Here is a 24,848-nt window from a genome sequence, read left to right on the forward strand (position 1 = left end):
CGAATACTGAAAACTATGGCAAAAATACTTCCATTTAAAGCAGTAAGACCAACTAGAGATAAAGTAAGTTTAGTAGCATCTAGATCTTACCAAAGCTATACTCAAGCTGAGCGTGAAGCACGATTAGATTACAATCCATTTTCTTTTTTACATATTGTAAATCCTGGCTACAAATACGACAAAGAGATTTCTGGAGAAGAGCGCTATCAATTGGTAAAAAACAGGTATTTAGAATTTAAAGAAGATAATGTTTTTATACAAGACCAAACTCCTGCCTATTATAGTTATAAAATTGTAAATAGAGAAAAAGAAGTTTTTAATGGTATTGTTGCTGCTGCTAGTGTAACAGATTATGAAACAGATGTTATAAAAAAACATGAAGATACTATAGCGAGTAAAGAGATTGTTTTTAAAGACTATTTAAAAACTGTAGGGTTTAACGCAGAACCAGTACTGCTCACCTACCCAGATAATGACATTATTTCTAACATAATAGCACACACACAAAAACAACGTGCCGAATTTGAGTTTACAACAACTTATAGAGACACCCATTATTTATGGCTAATAGAAGATAAGGCACATATAGAATCTATTACAAAAGCCTTTGAAGCTATGGACACACTATATATAGCAGATGGGCACCACAGATCGTCTTCTTCTCAATTGTTAAGTAACGATTTAAAAATAAATAATAAAGCGCATAATGGTACCGAACCTTATAATTTTTTTATGAGCTACCTTATTCCTGAATCTGATTTAAGAATACACGAATTTAATCGTTTAGTTAAAGATTTAAACGGGCTAACAAAGGAAGAGTTTTTAATTAAGTTAGATGCTATGTTTCGTATTGAAAATAGGGGGATTTTTCCTTATAAACCTTCAAAAAAACATCATTTTAGTATGTATTTAGATGGGGAGTTTTACTCTTTATATCTTAGAAAAACTAATTTTAAATTTGAAACTTCTCTAGATGAGCTAGATGCTCAACTGTTGTATAAAACTATTTTGAAACCTATTCTTGGAATTTCAGATTTAAGAAATAATGAACGTATAGATTATTTAAGTGGTAAAAAAGATATTGTAAATTTAAAAAGTAAAATAGATAATGGAGAATATATTGTAGGGTTTGGTATGGTTCCTGCCACTATAGATGATTTAAAACAAATTGCAAATGATGGTTTAAAAATGCCTCCAAAAAGCACTTATATTCAACCCAAATTAAGAAGCGGTGTTACTATTTACGAGTTTTAAAATAGTAGATTATTATAATATAAAAACAGAAGTTAACGTCTGTTAGAGTAATTTTGAAGCATGAAAAATCGTATCGAAAACTAATTTTGAAGTATAATATGAGCATAGCAAACAACCTCAATACTATAAAATCTACATTACCAGAACATGTAACATTAGTAGCTGTATCTAAAACAAAACCTGTTAGTGACTTAATGGAAGCCTACAATGCAGGGCAACGCATTTTTGGCGAGAATAAAATTCAAGAAATGGCCGAAAAACAAGAGGTTATGCCTAAAGATATAAAATGGCATATGATTGGGCATGTACAAACAAACAAAGTAAAGTATATGGCCTCTTTTGTTGATTTAATTCATGGTGTAGAAAGTAAAAAACTGCTAAAGGAAATTAATAAGCAAGCCCAAAAACACAATCGTAAAATTGATTGCTTATTACAGATAAAAATAGCTTCCGAAGATTCTAAATTTGGAATGACACCTCTAGAAGCGCAGACACTTTTACAATCGGAAATATACTCTGAATTAAAACATGTAAATATTGTTGGTGTTATGGGGATGGCTACTTTTACAGATAATAAAAAGCAAATACAACAGGAATTTGCAACATTAAAACAAACTTTCGATAATTTAAAGTCATTAAATACTCCTAATTGTAATTTACATACTATTTCTATGGGAATGAGTGGAGACTATCAATTAGCAATTGCTTCCGGAAGTACAATGGTTCGCGTAGGAAGTAGTATATTTGGCTCCAGAAACTATGCTGTTTAGCATTTAGTTTTCTTAAAAGTGACTATAACTTTATAAAACAATATAACTTATTTATACAATAGTAGACATAGAAACAACCGGAGGGAAGTTTAATGAAGAAGGCATAACAGAAATTGCTATATATAGGTTTGATGGGCATGAAGTTGTAGATCAGTTTATAAGTTTAGTTAATCCTGAACGAGAGATTCAACCTTTCGTTGTTAACTTAACAGGAATTAATAGTAAAATGCTACGTAATGCGCCTAAATTTTACGAAGTAGCAAAACGTATTGTAGAAATAACTCAAGATAGTATTCTTGTAGCTCACAATGCTAATTTCGATTATCGTATTTTACGTACCGAGTTTAGCCGTTTAGGTTTTAACTTTGAACGTGAAACCTTATGCACTGTTGAATTATCTAAAGATTTAATTCCAGATCAACCTTCGTATAGCTTAGGAAAATTAGTTCGCGCATTAGGAATTCCAGTAACAGATAGACACCGTGCCTCTGGAGATGCTTTAGCTACAGTAAAACTATTTAAACTATTATTAGCTAAAGATGTAGAAAAAACGATTATTCAAAACGCCATACGTAAAACACCTAAACTTCAATTAGAACCTAAACTTATAGATATTGTTGGTAGTGTTCCCTCTATAACTGGTGTATACTATATACATAATGCAAATGGCGATATTATTTATATTGGTAAAAGCAAAAACTTAAAAAAGAGAATAAACCAACACTTCACAGGAACCAATATAAAATCTAAAAAAATACAAAAACAAGTTGCTACTGTTACTTACGATGCCACAGGAAGCGAGCTTGTTGCACTTTTAAAAGAAAGTGAAGAAATTAAACGTAATAGACCTCCCCTTAATCGTGCATTAAGAAAAAGAAAATTTAATCATGCACTATATAGTTTTACAGATAATGAGGGTTACCTTAATCTCTATTTAGATAAAGCAGATGGGCGTAAAAATGCTATTACGACCTTTAATAATAAACAAAGTGGAAAGTCTTTTTTATTTAATGCTGTAGAAAAATTTAAATTATGCCAGAAGTTAACTGGTTTATATAAATCCGATTCTAGCTGCTTTAACTATAATATAGAAGAATGTAATGGTGCATGTATACAAGAAGAAGATCCTGAAGTTTATAATGAAAGAGTACAACAATTAATAGCAAAAAATAGTTACGAAAATAAAAACATGGTTATTATAGATCGTGGCCGTGAAGTTGATGAACGTAGTGCCATTTTAATAGAGAATGGTATTTTTAAAGGTATAGGCTATTATAATTTAAATTATCAAATTAACAACAAAAAAGTATTAGAGTCTATTATAACTCCTATGGAAAATAATAGAGATAATAAACACATTATACAAAGTTATTTAAGACGTAATAAAAAAATAAAAATTATATCACTATAAATGAAAACTCCTTTTTTTTTAACCTTTTTTCTCTTATCAATAATTGGCTTTGGTCAAACAAAATTTAACTCAGAGAATTATATAGTATCTAGAGACGATATTGAAACTAATACCTTTAAAAAAGATTCAACCGCACACGCACTTGTTATATACGAATTTGGTAGTTCTTATCTAGATCAAGATAGTTATAAACTTAAAACAGAAGTTAAACGAAAAATTAAAATTTTAGACCGTGAAGGATTCAGTCATGCCAATGTTATTGTAGGACTCTACAATAATGACCAAGGTAGTTCTAAAGAAAAAATATCCAACATACAAGCAACAACAAGTAATATAGAAAACGGTAATATTGTTAGAACTAAATTAGAAAACAATCAAATCTTTAGAGAGCAATACAATAATAATATTACACGAGTAAAATTTACACTTCCAAATATAAAAGAAGGCTCTGTTATTTCGTATAGTTATACACTAGAAACTCCTTTTTTATTTAAGTATAGAGGTTGGTCTTTTCAAAACGACATTCCTACTTTATATAGTGAATATAGAGCTAGTATTCCTGGAAATTATGAATACAATATAAAATTGGTTGGAGAACAAAAATTAGATGTTAATGAAGCGACGTTGAAAAAAAAATGTCTTGTTGATGGTACTGGTGCTTCTGCCGACTGTTTAATTACCAAATATGTTATGAAAAATGTTCCTGCATTTATAGAGGAAGATTTTATGACTACAAGAGATAATTATTTATCTAGAGTAGATTACGAACTAAAAATATTAAGAGGTTTCGATGGTGGTGTAAAAAACTATACCAAAACATGGAAGACTACAGATAAAGATTTAAAGACGGAACAAAGTATAGGAAGGCAGTTAAATAAAAAAAGCATAGCAAAAGGCTTATTGTCTTCAGAAATTGCTAAAGAGAAAAATCAGCTTAAAAAAGCTCAAGATATCTTTAAATATGTACAGGAAAATTATACTTGGAATAAAGAGTTTAATTTATTTAAAGAAGTGTCTTTAAAAAACTTAGTAAAGAGTAAATCTGGTCGCGCTTCAGAAATTAACTTATTATTATTTAATTTGCTAAATGCTAATGACATCGATGTTAAAACTGTACTAATTTCTACACGAGCTAATGGCTTAGCAACAAAAATATATCCAGTACTTACCGATTTTAATTACTTAATAGTTCAAGCTACTATAGATGGCACCCCTTATTTATTAGATGCAGTAGACCCGTATTTAGCATTTGGACAATTATCCTTTAGATGCCTAAACCAATATGGTCGCCTATTAGATCTTAAAAACGGAAGTTATTGGCTTCCATTTACAGCAAATAAAACAACGACTAAAACGTTTAGAACCGAACTTACTTTTAACGATGAAGGTAATATTGAAGGTTCTATAAAATCTAAAAAAACAGGATACCATGCACTTTCTGCTAAACGCAAGTACTTTGGTAATAGCAGTGAATATCTTAAAGCTTATAAAGATGCATACACCGCTATGGATATTACTAACCATGAAGTAAGCACAAAAGAGAAGAATAGTGAGACTTTTAAAGAAACTTTTAATATCACTGTAGCTCCAGAAATTATTGGCGAAAATATCTATTTAAACCCTTTTTTATTTAAGTATATCTCGGAAAACCCTTTTAAATTACAAGAACGTACCTACCCTATAGATTTTGGATATAAAGAAGCTTATTTATATAACTTTAAAATAGATTTAAATGGTAAATATGAAGTTGTAGAATTACCCAAAAGTTTATCTATGAAGTTACCTAATAATACGGGTGTACTATTAGTAAATACAAAACACGAAGGAGATAGCGTAATGGTCTTTTTTAAATTTAGTTTTAATGAAGCTATTTATACCTCTAATTACTACAACCATTTAAAATCTTTTTTCTCACATATTGTAAACACACAAAACAACTCTTTAATTGTATTAAAAGAAAAGTAATTAATCTTTTAGTATTTTTGATATTAGTATGACAGAACAAACATCTCATAAAAACTGGAAAACGAAGCTTCATGAAGTCATTTATGAAGCCGACACACCTGCTGGTAAACTATTTGATGTTGTGCTGCTTATATTTATTCTAGCTAGTATTGTATTAGTTATGCTAGAAAGTGTTACTAGTATAGATAATAAATATCATGATTTATTAAATATTGGAGAATGGGTTGTTACTATATTATTTACTTTAGAATATATTGCTAGAATCGTTTCTGTAAAAAAACCATTAAAATATATTACTAGTTTTTATGGTATTGTAGATTTATTATCCACCATTCCAAAATACTTATCGTTAATATTTGTGGGCACACATGCATTGGTTGCATTGCGAGCATTACGTTTACTGCGTGTTTTTAGAATATTAAAATTAGCTAGATACCTAGGCGCTTCAAATAATTTAGTCCGTGCCCTAAAGGCCAGTCGTGTAAAAATTTCGGTGTTTATATTTGCAGTAATCATTCTATCTATTATACTAGGGACTATTATGTATTTGGTAGAAGGTGAAGAGAATGGGTTTACAAATATTCCTAAAAGTGTTTATTGGTGTATTGTTACTTTAACAACTGTAGGTTACGGAGATATTGCACCGCAAACGCCTATAGGACAATTTATAGCTTCATTGGTTATGATTTTGGGTTATGGTATTATAGCTGTTCCTACTGGAATTGTGACTTCAGAAATAACAAAAACTAACGATAAAGAAGTTCCTGTAAATACACAATCTTGTCCAAGCTGTTCTATAGAAGGGCATAAAGACAATGCTGAGTTTTGCTATGGGTGTGGGCATAAAATAAACAAATAGCCGCTTTTTAACTTTAAACCAATCAAAATTAAATCTATACAATCAAATAAGGTACTTCTGTCCATTGTTGGCCCAACAGCCATTGGCAAAACCAGTTTAAGTATTAAATTGGCTAAGCATTTTAAAACAGAAATTATTTCGGCAGATTCTCGTCAGTTCTTTCATGAAATGCAAATTGGTACTGCTGCACCAACTCCAGAGGAGTTAGCAGAAGCCAAACATCATTTTATACACCATAAATCTATTATAGAAGAGTATAATGTTGGTGCTTTCGAGAAAGAGGCCATAAAGCGTTTAGAATCTCTTTTTAAATTACACAACGTGGTTATTATGGTTGGTGGTTCTGGTTTATATGTAGATGCCATTACTAAAGGGTTAGATTACTTCCCTGAGGTAGATAAAACAATTAGAACACAATTAAATAATAGATTAGAGATTGAGGGTTTAGAAACTTTACAACAACAACTTAAAGTATTAGATTCTGTTGCCTATAATACAATTGCCATAGATAACCCACAACGGGTTATTCGTGCTTTAGAAATTTGTATTGGTTCTGGGCAGCCGTATTCTTCTTTTTTAAATAAAGATAAAGGCAAGCGTCCTTTTAAAACTATTACTATTGGTTTAACTGCGGAGCGTTCTATAATTTACGATCGTATTAATAGACGTGTAGATATTATGTTAGAACAGGGGCAATTAGAAGAAGCTAAAGGCTTATTAAAACATCAAGATTTAAACGCACTAAACACTGTTGGATATAAAGAATTATTCAATTATTTTAATGGAGAGTGGGCATTAGATTTTGCCATCTCTGAAATTAAAAAAAACACCAGACGTTTTGCTAAACGCCAATTAACATGGTTTAAGAGACATAAAGAAACGCTTTGGTTTGATTATGATTATGATTTCGATTTAATTATCAATCAAATAAAGAAGCAATTATAGTTTTATAACTATATTATTTTTCTAGAACACAAAAAAACCTAAGCAAAATAAAATTTTGTTTAGGTTTTTTTATATGGTAAAAAGATTTGTTTTACTCGTGGTTAACGACTAATCTAAAACCTTCTCCATGAATATTTAATATTTCTACTTTATCGTCTACTTTTAAGTATTTACGAAGTTTAGCGATATATACATCCATACTTCTAGATGTAAAATAGTTATCGTCTCTCCATATTTTTGTTAATGCTAATTCTCTTGGCATTAAATCATTTTCATGTAATGCTAATAAACGTAATAATTCATTCTCTTTAGGAGACAGCTTTGTAGGTTCTCCTCCTTTGTATTTAAGAAAACGTAATTTAGAATTTAAATCGAAATCTCCAATTTTAAATTCAAACTGTTTACTATCTGCAACTGTTTCTGTTGCTTTACGTTGCATAATGGCTTTTATTTTCATTAAAAGCACTTCACTATCAAAAGGTTTATTTAGGTAATCGTCTGCTCCTACTTTATACCCTTTTAACACGTCTTCTTTCATTGCTTTTGCAGTTAAGAAAACAATTGGTACATCTGTATTTTTCTCTCTTATTTCTTTAGCTAAAGTGAAACCATCTTTATAAGGCATCATAACATCTAGGATACATAGATCGAAATCATCTTTTTTGAATTTTTCAAAGCCCTCCATACCATTTTTAGCATGTGTAACTTCGTAGTCATTCATTATTAAATAATCTTTTAAGACAGTTCCAAAATTTGGATCATCTTCAACTAATAGTATTTTCTTTTGTTGTTCTTCCATAGTAATTACGATATTAATGGCAGCTTAATTGTAAATGTGCTTCCTTTTTCTTTTTCACTTTCTACTGATATATGACCATGATGGTCTTCTATAATTCTCTTAACATATGCTAAACCTAATCCATGGCCTTTTACATTATGTATGTTTCCGGTATGTTCTCTGTAAAACTTTTCGAACACTCTTTTTTGTGCCGTTTTACTCATTCCACTACCTTGATCTTTTACTTTAATTAGAATGTTATTTCCAACATTCTGTGTATTTACATTTATAACTGGAGCGTCTACAGAGTATTTAATAGCATTATCTAAAATATTTACTAATACATTAGTAAAATGTGTTTCGTTTGCCAATACCGATGTTTTTTCGGCCTTAAAGTCTGTTGTGATAGTCCCTCCTCTATCTTCTATAATTAACTCTACATGAGTAATAGCATCTTCTACTAGGTCGTGAGTATCTACTCTTTCCTTACTTATATTTAATTCATTCTTTTCAAGTTTAGATATACGAAGTACATTTTCTACCTGTGCATGCATGCGTTTATTTTCTTCTTTAATCATAGATAGATAACGTTTTACTTTTTCTTTATCGTCTATAATCTTGGGATTCCTAATAGCGTCTAATGCTAAATTTATTGTTGCTATTGGTGTTTTAAACTCATGTGTCATGTTATTAATGAAATCTGTTTTTATTTCAGAAATTTGACGTTGTTTTATTAATTGAAACAATGCACTAGAGTATGCCAAAATAATAATCGAGGTAAATACTACAGATAGTATTAGCATGGTCATTATTGAGGATAGAATGAATTTTTTACGTTCTGGAAATTCTACTAATAGTTTATAGTTACTTACTCCTTTCTCACTGTTAAAAAAAGGCACACTTACATATGCTTGTTCTCTTTCAAAGTTTTCTGTTTTAACTTTAGTTGCTAAATCATTACTGTAAATAGCAAACTCATAATCTATATCAATATTACTTTCTAATAATTTATCTCTTAAGAGTTCGTCTATTTCTTCTTTACTAACTCTTTTATGAATTGGTTTTCTATGCGCGTATTCGTCATAAAAATCCTCGTATAATACGTTCATAGAACGTGTTATATTACCAAACTGAGATAACATTGCATTGGTTCTAGTTTTTCCGTCTACGGCATCTGTTCTAATAACCCTAGTTTCTTGCCTATTAATAATGCGTTTTATACTTGTACTGTCTAAACCTATGTCAAAGAGCGTTGATGATAATTTATAACTTTCTTCTAATATTCCTTGTCTGTAAGTTGAGATCTCATTGCTTCCATCTTTTTCTTCTTTTAAATATAAATCTAAAATAGCTGTAGAGTCTGGAACTTTCCCTCCTTTATTCAGTAATTTTGATAGTTTATAGACATAATCTCTATATTCTCTACTACCAATTTCATTAGAAACATCACTTAAAGCTTTTTTAACTTTAAATTCAAATTGATCTTCTTCGTTTCTTACTGAGTTTGTTATATAATAGGCTTGCACAAAAATGATCCCCATTAAAGATAAACTCATTAAGATGACTAAAACCAGAAATACTTTTTTACTCATCATTCAAAATTAATATTTTAACATTTAGCAATAAGACCATTTAACCTTACATTAACAAAAATGTTAAAATTTAAGCTTCCTTTTTAAATGTAATAAGTTTTTTGTGTATTGCTAACACTTGTTTTTTTGTAGATTCTAAATCATTGTTTTCTATTACAAAGTGAGATTTTTCTACTTTTTTAGCATCGTCCCATTGGTTTTTAATAATAGAAAGGACCTTCTCTTTAGTTGTATTATCTCGTTGCATTACGCGCTCTATTCGTACCGATTTTTGGGCTATTACTGTTATAATATAATCGTAATGTTTGTAGCTTCCATTTTCAAATAAAATAGCAGCTTCTTTAATAACGTATGCTGCTTTTTGCTTTGCTTTCCATTTATTAAAATGTCTACCAACTCTTGGGTGTACTATAGCATTCATTTGCTCCAGCAAAGCTTTATTATTGAATATAGCTTGAGATAAAAATGGTTTGTTTAATTCATTATTTACATAGGCTTCTTCTCCAAATAACGTTGTTAATTTACGTTTTATAACCTTAGACTTTACCATTAATTTTTTGGCTTCTTCATCTGCTATATAAATAGGTACTCCTAATGCTTCAAATGCTTTAGCTACTGTAGTTTTTCCGCTTCCAATGCCTCCTGTTAATCCTACTGTAATCATATTGTTTATTCTGTAATAATAAATTCTATCTTTTTTTGATGCAGCCTCGTACTTTTTACGCCTTCTGGTTGCTCTATTAATAGTGGTGTTAAATAAGTACTATCTCCTCTTAGGTCTTTATAATTGCATATTACTTTAAACCTCATTAGGTCTATAGTATTAAAGGCTTCTAAACTTGTATAATAGGATACATTTACATTTTTAGGAAAATGCTTTAATTTTATTCCTTTAGGCACATTAGTTATAAGCACAGGCACACTAATTGTACCTTCTGTAAACCGTTCTACTGTTGCACTTACTTGAACGGAAGTATAGTCTAATTTAACTTTTTTATCAATACCATTCACTTTTAGGTTTAATGTTTTTTGTATTGGTGTTTTTACATTCTTTAATATTAACGGTTCTGTCTCTATGCTTACCAACTTAGAAAGCATTGTTTTGGGACCTATGACTTTAATGGAATCTGGGGTTGTTTTAATAGGCTCCAAAATATCATAACCAGGACTGTATGTAATTTCGGTATTTATTTTTACAGGAATATATTTTATAGCATTGGTATCGTACTTAAACCTTAATGTATCTGGGTTTATGCTTTTAATTATTGTATTCTTATCAAACTGTTCGTTAATACCAGAAAAACCTTTAGCTTGACTCCATATAAAATAGTCTTCTGTTTTATTTACATCTTCATTAAAATCTATCTCTAATCTTGGTGTTTTTAAATAGTAATTAAGCCATTTAAAACCGTATGTAGTTAACGTTACTTTTAATTGATGAGTAGAATCATTTAATACTATAACTTCTTCTGGTACATTTTCTGGTTTTACATTAAAAGTAATAGTGTTAGTATATTCCCTAGATAATTTAGTTAATACTAAAATTATAAACGCTAGTAGAAAAAAAAGAAAAAACACATTAATTCTCTTACTTTTAATTACTTTAACTATTTTGGATTGTAACGCAGTCATTAGTTAATTTTAAAAAATAGCTTAGGAAATGCTTCTTCTGGTTTTTTATTAAATAATTTAATTGCTGTTGTTACTTTTAAGAAGCCTGTACCATATCCATAAAACTGAATATTTATTGCTATTAAAGCTTGTAATGCTATAACAATACTTTTAGTTTCTATTAATGCTAAAACTAAAGCTAATAAATAATATCCAGAAAGTAATACTAATGGTAAAAAAACATTACAAATAGCTAAAATAACTGCTGCTAGTGCACCTAAACAGAATAGGGTTGGAAACCAATATGTTAGTTTTTTAGTTTCTGGATGCCATAGGTTTAGTATTGGCCTAACCATTCCAAATTTATTTACTTGTGTGTAAAATTTAGACCACGATATGCGTCGTTTATGATATACGTATGCTTCTGGAATTAATTTTGTTTTATATCCAGCGTTCCAAAGACGTATAGTTAAATCTGGATCTTCCCCCGGATGTATGCGTCCAAAACCATTTGTTGTATTGAATGCCTTTTTAGAAATTCCCATATTAAAACTTCTTGGCTGAAATTTACCTACGCTATTTTTATTCCCTCTTATACCTCCTGTTGTTATAAAGGAAGTCATGCTAAAATTAATTGCCTTTTGTAAATTAGTAAAGGATTCATGTGCTGCATCTGGTCCTCCAAAACAATCAACATAATTAGATTTTAAACTTTTTATTACTTCTGTAAGGTATTGTTTAGGTAAAATACAATCACTATCTAATATTATAAAATAGTTTCCTTTTGCTTTTTTCATTCCATAATTTCTAGAATCTCCCGGTCCAGAATTCGGTTTGTTATAGTATGAAATATTAAGTGTAGTATTATATTTTTTTATAACCGATTCACAGGTTATGGTAGAGCCATCTTCTACTATAACTATTTCATAATCTACAGAGGCTTCTAAAGCTATAAAGCTTTGTAAAAGCTCCTCTATTTCATCTGGGCGATTATATACAGGGATAACAAAAGAAAACTGTAATTGCATGATGCAAATGTAATCTAATAGCTTTTAAAATTTAAGTTGTGGAATCGATTTATTTTTTTATAAATTGAAGTGTATAGCGTTCTACATTGTCTTGCGCCAATTTTATAAAATAAAGCCCTGTATTTAATTGTGCTACACTAATATTTTTAGTCTTTACTTTAGCAAATGTTTCTCTCAACACTTCTTCTCCTAAAACATTATATATTACAAGTCTATCAATATTATGTTCTGCTTTAATAGTTAGTGTATTTAATGTTGGGTTAGGAAACAAAAATGTTTTAGTCTCCAAATTGTATTCATCTATACTTAATGTGGAGTTTCCTTCTTGTATATTTAATGTTTGGTTGGCTGCAATATTATAGTATATATCTTCATTTCCACTTAACCAACTCACTTTTACATAATCTATTATTGTATTTGCACCTATGCCAAAAGATTCTGTTCCTGAGTTTTGCCCTAAATAGCCTTCGCCACATAACGTATATCTATATTGTTTGTTTCCGTTAATAGATATTTCTATAAGAGATCCTATACCATCTCTATTACTTTGTACACCTTCTAATTTTACTTTTAACCAATTATTAGTTGTTATAGTTTCGTTTTTCCATATAAATATATTTTCGTTATCTGCATTACTTACTATAATTTCTGGTAATCCATCATTATCTACATCTCCAATAGCGTTAGAGTAACTTTCTCTTGTGTCATTACTAAAACCTGCATTAGAGATTGAAAACTGCCCCAACCCATCGTTTTCATAAAAAGCCGCGGATAGATAATTAGAATTAGAGCCGTCAAGCAGTCCGCTTACATATATATCTAAATCCATATCGTTATCTGCATCTAAAAATACTGCTCCCCATGCTATACTATTAAATGTTGTTCCGTTTGTTACAGCTACATTTGTAAAGGTTTCATCTCCATTGTTTTTTAAAAACACATTACCTTCTGCTGTATTAGTTACATAAATGTCTAGCCAACCATCATTATTATAATCTTCAACAGTAACAGACATAGCACCAATCATTAAATTAGTGTTAGATGAGACGCTTACGTCTGTAAATGTTCCATCTCCATTGTTTTTATATAGTACATTAGGGTTTTCTATTCTATCATTAGACACATAAATGTCTTGCCAGCCATCATTATTAAAGTCTAAAAATGCGGCACAAAATGTTAAATCACTAACATTTAAAATTCCTGATGCCACACTAACATCTGTAAATGTTCCATCTCCATTATTTCTATATAAATAATTAGGCACTATTTCATTTACATCTCTGTTGCTTAAAAAAACATCTAAAAATCCATCGTTATTATAATCTCCCCATGCTGCTCCATAAGTAAATATATTTATGGTGGGTAATTGTGAAGCGACTGTAACATCTGTGAAGTTTAAATTACCATCATTTAAATATAGTTTATTACTACTTGCATTACTTGTAACAAATAAATCTTTATCGCCATCATTATCAAAGTCTACCCAATTAACTTGTTTGTGCTGCGAAGTATTACTGGGTATATTTATATTGTCTTCAATAAAAGCTCCGTTTACATTTTTAAAAAATCGTAATGGCTGTCCTGCTTGCGATGGTAATGTAATATCGTCCCAACCATCATTATTATAATCATAAAAACTTATTCCATTACCTATTGGTGTGTCTCCGCAGGTTTCTGCTATTCCTAAAGATGTGGCTTCATCTATAAAATTAATTTGAGCTTTTATACTTATAGTACATAATAGACATAGTAAAAGCTTAATGCTTTTCATGCTTAGTTTATTTAATTGGTTATTAGTTAAATATAGTATTATTTTTCTATATACTAAAATAAGACTAATATAGGGTGTATGTTGTGATATTTTAAGACTAAAAAAGCCCCAAAACATATTGTTTTGAGGCTTTTAATATATTTTAGTGTGTAGTTTATTCTTCTGTTCCTACAAAAGCATCCATAACAGCATCACTAACGCCCATGTTACTAAATCCTCCATCGTTATAAAGGTTTTGTAATGTAACACGCTTTGTTAAATCACTAAATAATGTTACTGTATAGTTAGCACAATCTAATGCTGTTGCGTTTCCTAAAGGAGACATTTTATCTGCATAGGCTATAAATCCATCAAATCCTTTTACGCCTTGTCCTGCTGTTGTTGGTGTCGGTGATTGAGAAATAGTATTTACTCTTACTTTTTTATCTCTTCCAAAGAAATAACCAAAACTACGTGCTATACTTTCTAAATAAGCTTTGTTATCTGCCATATCATTATAATCTGGAAATACACGTTGTGCAGCCATATATGTTAATGCTACTACGCTTCCCCACTCGTTCATTGCGTCTGCTTTGTAAAGTGTTTGCATTACTTTATGAAAAGACATTGCTGAAACATCTGTTCCTTTTTGTGTCCAATCGTATTTTTGGTCTGTATACACTCTTCCTTTTCGTACGTTTACAGACATTCCTATTGAGTGCAATACGAAATCTATTTTACCTCCTAAAATCTCCATAGATTTTTCTACAAGGTTTTGTAAATCTTCTTCCGAGGTTGCATCTGCTGGTATAATTTGAGATCCGGTTTTTTCGGCTAATTCATTTATTTGCCCCATTCTCATTGCTATAGGTGCATTTGTTAATACAAACTCTCCTCCTTCTTCATGTACACGTTCTGCAGTTTTCCATGCTATAGAATTAGCATCTAATGCACCAAAAATAATTCCTTTCTTACCTTTTAGTAAATTGTATGACATACTGTTTTTATGTTTAGTCGATTGTTATATTATTTAAATAAAAATTTAATTTTTTGAAAACTATTCATTTTATTCTTAACTCTATATAAAGAAGCATTTATTTCTTCTATAAAACTATGATTTGTCGAATTTATTTTAGAGTACTTATAGTATTTGTACGCTATTTCTAAATTATTTCTAAGCTCGAATGCTTTACCCATTAAGCTATATATTGTACCTCTATCTATCCCCTCTATTTTTAAAGCTTCTTCTCCAAATTTTATCATTTCGTCATACTTATTTATATCTACTAAAAAGTATGAATAATTAATATAAGGAGAATGGTAATTATTAGCATATTTTAATGCTAATTTAAAATGTGTTTCAGCTTTAGTATAATTATTCATTTTTAAATGATAAATCCATCCTAAATGATTATGCGCTTTGCTATAATCTGGATAATCTAATAAAACTTTATAGAGCAAATCTTTAGCTTCTACAATGTTATTTTTAGATATAAGGTTATCAACTTCAAAAAGTAAATCTTCTGCGTGGTTAAACTCATCCATATTCTTCAAAGATACTATTAATTCAATAATTGTTTTGCATGTGCTATAGCAGAACTCGATAAATCTACACCTCCTAGCATTTGTGCTATTTCAACAACTCTATCGTCATGATTTAATTTTACGAGGTTTGTAACTGTTATATTATCTACATCTTCTTTATATACCTTAAAGTGTGTATGTCCTTTTGCTGCAATTTGTGGTAAATGTGTAATGCTAAATACTTGCGTTGTTGCACTCATCTTCGCCATAATATCTCCCATTTTGTTTGATATTTCTCCAGATACTCCTGTATCTATTTCATCGAACATAATGGTTGGTAAATTTATATATTGGGTTAAAATAGATTTTATGGCTAACATAATTCTAGATAACTCTCCGCCAGATGCTGCTTTTTTTAATGGATTAAAGTGCCCGCCTTTGTTAGCAGAAAACAAAAAGTTTAATACTTCTTTACCATTATTATAATAGGTATCTACTAATTCTAAACTTATATCAAACTGTGCGTTTGGCATTCCTAAACTAGACAAAATGGTTTCTAGTTGCTTCTTTAGCTTTGGAATAGCTGCCGAACGTTTTTTATGTATCTTTTCTGCTAGTGTATTTAAGGCTAATGTTACGGTAGCTATTTCTGCTTCTTTAGCTTTAATTGTAGCATCTATATTTTCTGTATCTGATACTTTCTGAGATAATGTGTCTCTTATTTCTATTAATTCTGAAACGGTGTTTACCACATGTTTCTGCATTAAATTATTAAGTACGGTTAATTTACCGCTTACTTCTGCTAAGCGCTGAGGGTCTACGTCTAAATTATTTTGAAAGTCTTCTAACTCCCCAAAAACATCATCTAATTCTATTAAGCTACTATTAACACGATTATATATATCTGTGTATTTAGTTGAAAGTGTTGAAGCATTTTGTAATGTGTTCTTTAACTCCGTTAAAGTATTTAAAATACCTATTTGCTCTTCACTTAATAATTGGTTCGCGGTTGTTAATTTTTCTTGTAGTACTTCTACATTGTTTAAAATTTCGTACTCCTCTTCCAAGCCTTCTAATTCATTTTCTTTTAAATTAGCGTCGACTAGTTCTTTTAATAAAAAGGCATTATAGTCATGCTCTTTTATGGCTTCGGTTTGAAATTTTATTAGTGTGGTTAACTCTTTTTTAAGAGTTTTATAAATAGACAGTTTTGCACTGTATTGTTCTAATCCTTTTTTATTATCGGCTAAAGCATCTATAACTTGAAATTGAAAGTCATCGTCTACTAATTGAAGTGTTTCATGCTGCGAATGAATATCTATTAAGCGTGCTCCTAGTGTTTGTAAACTACTAAGGTTTACTGGAGAATCATTAACAAATGCTCTAGATTTTCCTGAAGGTAATATTTCTCGCCTTATAATGGTTTGAGATTCGTAATCTAAATCGTTAGCTTTGTATAGTGTTTCTAAGTTATAGTTTGTTACGTCGAATACCGCTTCTATAATACATTTACTGCTTTTATCTCTTAAACTACTTAAATCTGCTCTTTTCCCTAAGATTAAAGATAGACCTCCTAGTAAAATAGATTTTCCTGCTCCTGTTTCTCCTGTAATAATAGTAAAGCCTGTATTAAAATCTACTTGTAGATGCTCTATTAAAGCATAGTTTTTTATAGTTAGTGAGGTTAACATATTTTAAGTAATGTATAAAATTATACGTCTTGCTTTTAGGTTATAACCTTATTTTAATACTATATTATATTAGTATTTTATATTTCTCCATTTACTGGAATACGTTGGAGCTACTCTATTAAGTACGTCTATTAAATTTGCTACATCTACGTTTGGCCCTCCTGTGTATATACTAGCTATCTCGTCTGACTTAGCATCGAAAAACACTCTTGCTAGATATGAGTTTGGGCGTCTATTATTCATTTTTTTAAAGGCCAATAATGCTGTAGCTATTTCACTTTTTCCGCCCTTTACGTTGTCTCCCATAATGTCTAACCCCTTTCTGTGGTAATTATACATTACTTCTCTAAACTCTCTATAGGTTGGCGATAAAATATTATCTATTAATGCAAATCTACTTTGTAACCCATCTTCTAACTTCCACCCTTTAAAATTTTCTTGTTGTGAGTAGTTAACTATTTTTTGTGCTTGTGTATAATATTCTGTACCTCCATCTTTAGAAAACGTATCTGCATCCATACCTAAAATCATATAAATATGAAATGTTAGTACCGATATTAAGTTAGATTCGTATTGGTTTTCGTTATATATTAAATTCTGAAATTCAACATATCTAAAGTTAAAATCCTTGTCGTTTATATTATAAACTGGTGTTGTATAGCTTGATCCAAATACTGGTCTTGACGATTGTACTTGTATGCCTGCTTTAAAGTTCTCTCCAGAGTTTTCTGTAACGTTTATAACAATATTGCAGTCTATACGTTCTTGTAAACCAACTGTTTTTTTTGTCCATTTTCGTTTATTTACAAACTCTGTTAATTGGTTTTCTAGTGTTTTATACAACTGTAGGTTTTCATTTCCTGTTAATTGTGCATTAACTACAACATTACAGTTTAACTCTTGCGCACTCCCAAGTGAGACAACACACAATAATAAAAGGATTAAAATATTACGCATCTAATTTTGTTATTATTTCGTTCATTATATCTATAGCTACTTCTGCTTTAGATTTTAATGTATACGCGGTTACATTATCTTTATTATCAATAATAGTCACTTTATTTGTTTCTCCTTTAAAACCAGCGCCTTTATCTTGTAACGAATTTAATACAATTAAATCTAAATTCTTCTTTTTTAGTTTTCCTTTTGCAAATTCCAACTCGTTATTGGTTTCTAAGGCAAACCCTACTAATAATTGCTTTGTTTTAACGGCTCCTAAAGAAGCTAATATATCTTTTGTTTTTTCTAACTCTAATGTTAACGTTGTTTCCTTCTTTTTTATTTTCTTATCTGCAACTTCTTTTGGTCTATAATCTGCAACTGCTGCAGAAAGTATGGCTACATCTACAGTATTATAATGTTCATGAGCTGCATCGTACATATCTTGTGCACTAATTACTGGTTGTACTTGTATTAGACTGTGTGCTACTTTTTGATATGTTGGTCCTGTTACTAATACAACTTCTGCTCCTAGGTTTGCTGCTGCTTTTGCAATTTCGAACCCCATTTTACCACTAGAATGATTTCCTATAAAACGTACAGGGTCTATAGCTTCGTATGTAGGTCCTGCTGTTATTAGTATTTTTTTTCCTCGTAATGGTAATTTTCCTAAAATATCATTTTCTATAAAGGTAACAATATCTTCTGGTTCTGCTAAACGGCCTTGCCCAACTAATCCACTTGCTAATTCTCCAGAGGTTGCAGGAATCATGATATTTCCAAAACGCTCAAGGGTTTTAAATGTATTTAGTGTTGAAGGGTGCTTGTACATATCTAAATCCATTGCTGGCGCAAAATACACAGGGCATTTTGCAGAAAGATAGGTTGCTAGTAATAAATTATCGCAAACCCCATTTGCCATTTTAGATAATGTGTTGGCTGTTGCTGGTGCTACTATAAAATAATCTGCCCAAAGACCGAGTTCTACATGATTATTCCATACTGCATTTTCGTCTTCCTCATTGTAAAAGGTTGAACTTACAGGGTTTTTAGAGAGTGTAGATAAGGTAAGAGGTGTTACAAAATCTTTAGAAGCAGGCGTCATTACAACTTTTACGTTGGCGCCTGCTTTAATAAATCCTCTTACTAGTGAAGCTGTTTTGTAAGCAGCTATACCAGCGCTAATGCCCAGTAGTATATTTTTGCCACTTAATATAGACATACTTTTGTTTTAGTATTATTTGTCTGCTTCTGTATTTCTATGATATATTTTATCGTCTAACCATTCTTGAACTGCTAAAGCGTGTGGCTTTGGTAACTTTTCGTAGAATTTAGAGACTTCAATTTGCTCTTTGTTTTCAAAAATTTCTTCTAAACTATCATTGTAAGTAGCAAATTCTTCTAACTTCTCAATAAGTTCTTTTTTAATTTCTGAATTGATTTGTTCTGCTCTTCTAGAAATAATAGAAATTGCTTCGTAGATATTATCTGTTGGAGCATCAACTGCATTTCTGTTGTACGTTGTAGTACTTAAAGGTGCATCAATCTGTTTTAAATCCATAATATAGTTATATTAACTTTTTGTATTGTACTTTTCTAATTGCTTTTCGATATCATTATACATTTCCTCTGCTTCTTCAATAAATTCAGAGTTAGCATATGCTTTTTTAAATGTTGTATAATATGATTTAGCTGTTTGTAAACGAACTTCTTTTTTGTATTCTACACTTTTAGTTGCCAATTGGTATGCAGAATCGAATCTGTAAAATAAGGCTTTTTCTCTAAATGAAGAACCAGGAAAGTCTATAATAAAATTATCAAAAGACGCTATAGATGCCTGATAATCTGATATATGATTATATTGTTTTGCTATGCTATAGGCCTTTTCTTCTAGTTTTAGTTCTAATTCCTTTACTAATTTATTAGTTTCTGCTAGGTATTTAGATTCTGGGTATACATTAACAAATGTTTGTAATTTCTCTAAAGCTGTTACTGTATCTTCTTGATCTTTAGAGAATACTGGTGATAATTGATAGTAGCTTTTTGCGCTTTTAAACATTGCTTCTTCAAGCTTTTCACTATTTGGATACGCAGATACAAAACGCTCAAAATGGTAACCAGAGATATAATATTCTTCCATTTCGTAAGATGCATTCGCATTTAAGAACATTAATTTCTCTGCTTGTGGCTTCCCTCTGTACTTTGGTATTATTTGCTCAAACAACCTATTGGCTTTGTTATATTTACCTTCGTTATAAAGTCGCTCACCAAGTTTAAACTTTTCTGTAATATCTTCAGATTTTAACGCTTTTTGATATTCGTTACAAGAGCTAAATGATAAAACTAATAATAAGATGTAAAAACTGTTTTTCATAATTTTTTAACAAGACGCAAAATTACGCTATTTATATGTAATTTAAAAATATAATTTATTGGCTAAAATACTATTTGCAAAGGGTTTTAAATTGAGATTAAGTATTATTTAACTTTTAACGGCTATTACTGTAACTATATTACATGGTAATGCGCTCTATTTTATCGAAAAGATCATAATCTAAAACCATTTCGCCTTCTTTATTGTAATAGTAGGCCTGAGAAAATTTATAATCTATTTTAAGTTCGCTTAGCATATAAGAGTGCATTTGATATACTTCTTGATCGAATGACTCATCAAAATAACTAATCATAACTAACAATTCGCCATTACCTTTTACTAAATCTTTATCTGTTAATTGGTACAATGGGCTATCTTCATTTATTTCATGAACTACTGTCCACGTTGTAGGTAAATAAGTAATTGTATCTCGTTCTAACTCTAGAGCGTAAAAAGAGCGCACATATTCTCCAATATTATTTAGTTTAGTAAATGATAATGTTACTGTTACTTTTGGGTTTATCATTACTGTAGAGCGGTTGTTTACTAACCTAAACATAATTGCTTTTGTATGGTCGAAATCCCTAAGTACAATATTTTCACTAAATCTTATTGAAGCTTTAGGTTTAGAGAAGCGTCCATAAATAAGTCCTGTTAAAAAAGAAAACATAGAGAGCCCCAAAAAGGCTTCAAAAGAAGACACAACTCCACTAGCTATACCTTTTGGCGCCATAGCACCATATCCTAAAGTGGTTAAGGTTTGGGATGAAAAGAAAAAAGCATTAAAAAAATCTTGTAATGCATCGCCAGATGGCTTGGCTATTTGTTCTACTCCTATAATTAAATATATTACTGCAAATAGAATGTTTACTATAAGAAATGCTAGTGCTGCTAATAAAAACAATTTAAACCAAGACACATTAATTAAGTAATGATATGTTTCTAATAATCGTCTTGGTTTATTTACTCTTTTTATATTAAAAGACCCATCGCTATTAACCATTCGTCTAGCGTGCTTGTTGGAATACGTTCCAAATCCTGGATCTTTTATTTTTTCTCCCAAATTATATGGTTTCTAAAGCTACTTTAATTTTAGTTTTTAATGCTTCTGTTGCAGGTACTAAAGGCAATCTAACGGTGTCGTTACATAGATTTAATGCTTCAAAAACTGCTTTTATTCCTGCCGGGTTATTTTCAGAGAATATTAAACTTATTATATCCATTAGTTTATAATGTATAGCATAGGCTTCTTTTGCTTTTCCTTCTAACCCTAGTTGAATCATTTTAGAAAAGTCTTTTGGTAAAGCTTGTGCTATTACAGATATAACACCATCTCCTCCTGCTAAGGTTACACCTAACACTAAATCGTCATCTCCAGATATAATACCAAAGCCTTCTGGTTTTCCTTTTATTAATTGTAGGTATTGCGCAACATTATTACCTGCTTCTTTTACTGCTACAATATTTTCAAAATCGCTTGCTAACCTAAAAATAGTTTCTGGTGTCATGTTTGAAGCTGTTCTACCTGGTACATTATACAAAATAATAGATACAGGGCAAGCTTCTGCTATAGCTTTAAAATGTTGGTAAATGCCTTCTTGTGTTGGCTTGCTATAATAGGGTGATACAGATAGTATACCTTCAAATAAAGACAAATCTGTTGTTTTAATTTCCTCTATTACTGCTGCTGTATTATTTCCTCCTATTCCTAAAACCAATGGAACACGACCATTGTTCGTTTTACTAATGGTTTTTATAATTTCTTGCTTTTCAGTTTTAGTAACGGTTACACTTTCTCCAGTAGTACCGCTTATTACAATATAGTCTACACCATTTTTTATATTGTGCTCTACTATATTTGCTAGTGCTTCATGGTCTACACTTAAATCTTTTTTAAACGGCGTTACAATAGCTATTCCTGTGCCTACAAAGGGGTTCTTCATTATTATAGTTTATTTAATATTTTAAGGTATTTTTCTAATTCAATTTTAAATGTTTTAAAATCGTTTAATTCTGTTTTTATTATCAAGTCGTTAATACGTTCGTCTTCTTGTAGTATACCGACTTTAAATTTTGCTTTAGAGGCCGTTGTTAATAGCTTTAATGGTGTATTATTATCTGTATAATAACTTATTAAAAGATCGAAATTTGTATTTATAAATGTTTTTAGCTTAGTATCTTTAATCGTTCCATTCCAGCCTAAATCGCTTACATCGTAAGTAGAAATAAGTGCATTACTTTCGTCTTTTTTCTTATCATTGGTAAATGCAATAACTTCAATTGCGTTATTAGTTATATTTAACACGTCTTTTATTGTGTTAAACCACTTATAATCTACTGGCTCATTATTATTTACAAGTATACCTACATGCTGCACCTTGCTTTTAGAGGTAACAACAACTCTTTCGCTTACTGTTTTATTAATATACTTTTTATTAGATTTTTCTTTAAATCCTTTTAAAATCATTTATATTTATTGCTTTGCTACAAAAATAGCAAAAGACGGTTAAATACTTTACCTAATTTCAATAAGTTTAGTATTACAAAAATGCGCTAAACAGCTTGTTAGTTTTTTACTATTATATGTCTTAGCAAATTTTACAAAACCAATAATTTACAAAACGCAAACCAATGAAACTTAACACCATTTTTGTATTCTTAATAGCTTTAAACTTTTTTGCTTGCAAAGAAGAGCCCTTGGTTATTACTAAAATTGAAGGAAAACAAATTTCTATTAAGGATACGCTTAAAATAGATCAAAGTGTAGAAGCTATTATAAAACCTTATCGAGACAAGGTTAATAACGATATGAATGAGGTTATATCTTACGCTCCAGAAACTTATTCTAAAAGTAACGGAGACCTTAACACAGCTATTGGTAATTTAATGGCAGACATTGTTTATGAGCAAGGTAATTTTGTTTTTAATAAACGAACAGGTAAAAACATAGACGCTGTTATATTAAACCACGGTGGTATTCGTTCTATTATTTCTAAAGGAAATATTACAACAAGAACTGCTTTTGAAGTAATGCCTTTTGAAAATAGTATTGTTGTTGCCGCATTAAAAGGGCAACAAGTAGATAGTATGATGTGTTATTTAAGTAAAGCCAAACGCGCCCACCCTGTTAATGGTATTAAATTAACGCTAGACAAAAATTACGACATTACTGAAGCTTTAATAAACGGAAAAGCTATTGATACCAATAAAACATATTACATTGCTACAAACGACTACTTATATAGCGGCGGAGATAGAATGCGTTTTTTTAGACCTAATGACAGCTTATATGTTTTAGACTATAAAATTCGGAACGCCATGATAGATTACTTTAAAAGAGTAGATACTATTAAACCCGTTATAGATGATAGATTTACTCAAACCAAATAATAGACACAAATGAAACGTAGAACATTTATACAACAATCGACAGCTGCAACTGCTTTAGTAACTATTGGTGGTTTTGGGTTACAATCTTTTGGCGCTGCTCCAAGGCTAAAAAAAATTACTATTTTACATACTAACGATGTGCATAGTCATGTTGATCCTTTTGCGCCAGATGCTGCACGTAATGCAAACCAAGGTGGTGTAGCTAGACGTGCTAGCTTAGTTGAATCGATTCGTAAAGAAAATGCGAACACTTTATTGTTAGATGCAGGAGATATTTTTCAAGGAACTCCCTATTTTAACTATTATGGCGGGGAATTGGAATTTAAGTTAATGTCTAAAATGAAATATGATGCTGCCACAATAGGAAATCATGATTTTGATAATGGCATTGATGGTTTATACGCACAATTACCACATGCTAAGTTTCAATTTCTTTCGGCTAACTACAATTTTAAAAATACTGTAATGGATACGCATGTAAAACCATATCAGGTTTTTATTAAAGATGGAATTAAAATTGGTGTTTTTGGCATAGGTATTAAACTTGACGGTTTAGTAGATAAAAAAATGTACAAAGAAACCGAGTACCTAGATCCTATTGAGAGTGCTCAAGAAATGACACGCATTCTTAAAGAACAGGAAGCTTGCGATCTTATTATTTGCTTATCGCATTTAGGCTATTATTACAAAAAGAACCCAGACAAAATATGCGATTTAAATTTAGCAAAATCTACAAAAGATATAGATTTAATTATTGGAGGCCACACGCATACATTTCTACCAAAACCAACGGTTGCTCAAAATAGCGAAGGTAAAAATGTGTTAGTAAATCAAGTAGGCTGTTATGGTATTAATTTAGGCAGAATAGATTTCTATTTTGATTCAGAAAAAAACAAATCGGCAGACGGCACTTCCATTATAGTGTAAGGTATTTATAAAAGCAACTACTAGTTATAGTAAATAATCA

At 30.3% G+C, this 24,848-nt stretch carries 24 protein-coding genes; 8 read left to right on the forward strand and 16 right to left on the reverse strand.

Annotated elements, in window-relative coordinates; genetic code table 11:
- Positions 1–15 precede the first annotated feature (15 nt).
- The 6 genes from ACVC08_RS19685 to miaA all read left to right on the forward strand — a co-directional run bounded on the left by ACVC08_RS19685 (position 16) and on the right by miaA (position 7,204).
- On the forward strand, positions 16–1,254 hold the full coding sequence (locus tag ACVC08_RS19685) for a DUF1015 domain-containing protein (RefSeq protein ID WP_452597878.1): 1,239 nt from the start codon (positions 16–18) through the stop codon (positions 1,252–1,254).
- A gap of 98 nt (positions 1,255–1,352) precedes the next feature.
- Positions 1,353–2,024, forward strand: a complete 672-nt coding sequence (locus ACVC08_RS19690) for a YggS family pyridoxal phosphate-dependent enzyme (RefSeq protein WP_452603353.1) — start codon at positions 1,353–1,355, stop codon at positions 2,022–2,024.
- 49 nt (positions 2,025–2,073) lie between these two features.
- Positions 2,074–3,435: an exonuclease domain-containing protein gene (locus ACVC08_RS19695; RefSeq protein WP_452603436.1), complete on the forward strand. Its 1,362-nt coding sequence runs from the start codon at positions 2,074–2,076 to the stop codon at positions 3,433–3,435.
- Entirely contained in the window at positions 3,436–5,400 is a 1,965-nt protein-coding gene (locus ACVC08_RS19700) for a DUF3857 domain-containing protein (RefSeq protein WP_452603354.1), read from the forward strand.
- A gap of 28 nt (positions 5,401–5,428) precedes the next feature.
- On the forward strand, positions 5,429–6,259 hold the full coding sequence (locus ACVC08_RS19705) for an ion transporter (RefSeq protein WP_452597881.1): 831 nt from the start codon (positions 5,429–5,431) through the stop codon (positions 6,257–6,259).
- A gap of 36 nt (positions 6,260–6,295) precedes the next feature.
- Complete coding sequence (gene miaA / locus ACVC08_RS19710; protein ID WP_452603437.1) at positions 6,296–7,204, forward strand: tRNA (adenosine(37)-N6)-dimethylallyltransferase MiaA; 909 nt, start codon at positions 6,296–6,298, stop codon at positions 7,202–7,204.
- A gap of 91 nt (positions 7,205–7,295) precedes the next feature.
- Here the strand turns inward: miaA and ACVC08_RS19715 are convergent, their stop codons facing one another.
- The 16 genes from ACVC08_RS19715 to ACVC08_RS19790 all read right to left on the reverse strand — a co-directional run bounded on the left by ACVC08_RS19715 (position 7,296) and on the right by ACVC08_RS19790 (position 22,958).
- Positions 7,296–8,003 carry a response regulator transcription factor gene (locus ACVC08_RS19715; RefSeq protein WP_452599535.1) on the reverse strand — a complete coding sequence of 236 codons (708 nt, stop codon included), beginning with the start codon at positions 8,001–8,003 and terminating at the stop codon, positions 7,296–7,298.
- 5 nt (positions 8,004–8,008) lie between these two features.
- Complete coding sequence (locus ACVC08_RS19720; RefSeq protein ID WP_452603438.1) at positions 8,009–9,574, reverse strand: sensor histidine kinase; 1,566 nt, start codon at positions 9,572–9,574, stop codon at positions 8,009–8,011.
- Positions 9,575–9,644: 70 nt separating this feature from the next.
- Positions 9,645–10,238, reverse strand: a complete 594-nt coding sequence (gene coaE / locus ACVC08_RS19725) for a dephospho-CoA kinase (protein WP_452603355.1) — start codon at positions 10,236–10,238, stop codon at positions 9,645–9,647.
- A 5-nt stretch (positions 10,239–10,243) separates the two neighbouring features.
- Complete coding sequence (locus tag ACVC08_RS19730) at positions 10,244–11,206, reverse strand: YbbR-like domain-containing protein (protein ID WP_452600078.1); 963 nt, start codon at positions 11,204–11,206, stop codon at positions 10,244–10,246.
- On the reverse strand, positions 11,206–12,213 hold the full coding sequence (locus ACVC08_RS19735; protein WP_452603356.1) for a glycosyltransferase: 1,008 nt from the start codon (positions 12,211–12,213) through the stop codon (positions 11,206–11,208). The genes ACVC08_RS19730 and ACVC08_RS19735 overlap by 1 nt, the downstream gene beginning before the upstream one ends.
- Positions 12,214–12,262: 49 nt before the next feature.
- A complete protein-coding gene (locus ACVC08_RS19740) occupies positions 12,263–13,984 on the reverse strand; it encodes an FG-GAP-like repeat-containing protein (protein WP_452603357.1) in 1,722 nt (573 codons plus the stop codon).
- Positions 13,985–14,138: 154 nt separating this feature from the next.
- Positions 14,139–14,960, reverse strand: a complete 822-nt coding sequence (locus tag ACVC08_RS19745; protein ID WP_452603358.1) for an enoyl-ACP reductase FabI — start codon at positions 14,958–14,960, stop codon at positions 14,139–14,141.
- Between the two features lie 29 nt (positions 14,961–14,989).
- A complete protein-coding gene (locus tag ACVC08_RS19750) occupies positions 14,990–15,508 on the reverse strand; it encodes a hypothetical protein (protein ID WP_452600074.1) in 519 nt (172 codons plus the stop codon).
- Positions 15,509–15,525: 17 nt separating this feature from the next.
- Positions 15,526–17,178: a DNA repair protein RecN gene (recN, locus tag ACVC08_RS19755; RefSeq protein WP_452603359.1), complete on the reverse strand. Its 1,653-nt coding sequence runs from the start codon at positions 17,176–17,178 to the stop codon at positions 15,526–15,528.
- A gap of 69 nt (positions 17,179–17,247) precedes the next feature.
- A complete protein-coding gene (gene porD, locus ACVC08_RS19760; protein ID WP_452603360.1) occupies positions 17,248–18,135 on the reverse strand; it encodes a type IX secretion system protein PorD in 888 nt (295 codons plus the stop codon).
- On the reverse strand, positions 18,128–19,339 hold the full coding sequence (coaBC, locus tag ACVC08_RS19765; protein ID WP_452599650.1) for a bifunctional phosphopantothenoylcysteine decarboxylase/phosphopantothenate--cysteine ligase CoaBC: 1,212 nt from the start codon (positions 19,337–19,339) through the stop codon (positions 18,128–18,130). The genes porD and coaBC overlap by 8 nt, the downstream gene beginning before the upstream one ends.
- Positions 19,340–19,354: 15 nt before the next feature.
- Positions 19,355–19,678, reverse strand: coding sequence for a DNA-directed RNA polymerase subunit omega (locus tag ACVC08_RS19770; RefSeq protein ID WP_452599651.1), 324 nt, complete (start codon positions 19,676–19,678; stop codon positions 19,355–19,357).
- Between the two features lie 12 nt (positions 19,679–19,690).
- Positions 19,691–20,491: an outer membrane protein assembly factor BamD gene (locus tag ACVC08_RS19775; RefSeq protein ID WP_452599652.1), complete on the reverse strand. Its 801-nt coding sequence runs from the start codon at positions 20,489–20,491 to the stop codon at positions 19,691–19,693.
- A gap of 139 nt (positions 20,492–20,630) precedes the next feature.
- Entirely contained in the window at positions 20,631–21,554 is a 924-nt protein-coding gene (locus ACVC08_RS19780; RefSeq protein WP_452603361.1) for an ion channel, read from the reverse strand.
- Position 21,555: 1 nt separating this feature from the next.
- Positions 21,556–22,434 (reverse strand): 4-hydroxy-tetrahydrodipicolinate synthase, encoded by an 879-nt coding sequence (dapA, locus tag ACVC08_RS19785; RefSeq protein ID WP_452603362.1) that lies wholly within the window; start codon positions 22,432–22,434, stop codon positions 21,556–21,558.
- A gap of 2 nt (positions 22,435–22,436) precedes the next feature.
- Positions 22,437–22,958 (reverse strand): DUF6913 domain-containing protein, encoded by a 522-nt coding sequence (locus ACVC08_RS19790; RefSeq protein WP_452603363.1) that lies wholly within the window; start codon positions 22,956–22,958, stop codon positions 22,437–22,439.
- A gap of 164 nt (positions 22,959–23,122) precedes the next feature.
- Here ACVC08_RS19790 and ACVC08_RS19795 point away from each other — a divergent pair, with 164 nt between their 5' ends.
- Positions 23,123–23,881 (forward strand): 5'-nucleotidase C-terminal domain-containing protein, encoded by a 759-nt coding sequence (locus ACVC08_RS19795; RefSeq protein WP_452603364.1) that lies wholly within the window; start codon positions 23,123–23,125, stop codon positions 23,879–23,881.
- Between the two features lie 9 nt (positions 23,882–23,890).
- On the forward strand, positions 23,891–24,808 hold the full coding sequence (locus ACVC08_RS19800; RefSeq protein ID WP_452603365.1) for a bifunctional metallophosphatase/5'-nucleotidase: 918 nt from the start codon (positions 23,891–23,893) through the stop codon (positions 24,806–24,808).
- Positions 24,809–24,848 lie beyond the last annotated feature (40 nt).

This window comes from Pontimicrobium sp. MEBiC06410, from assembly GCF_053601615.1.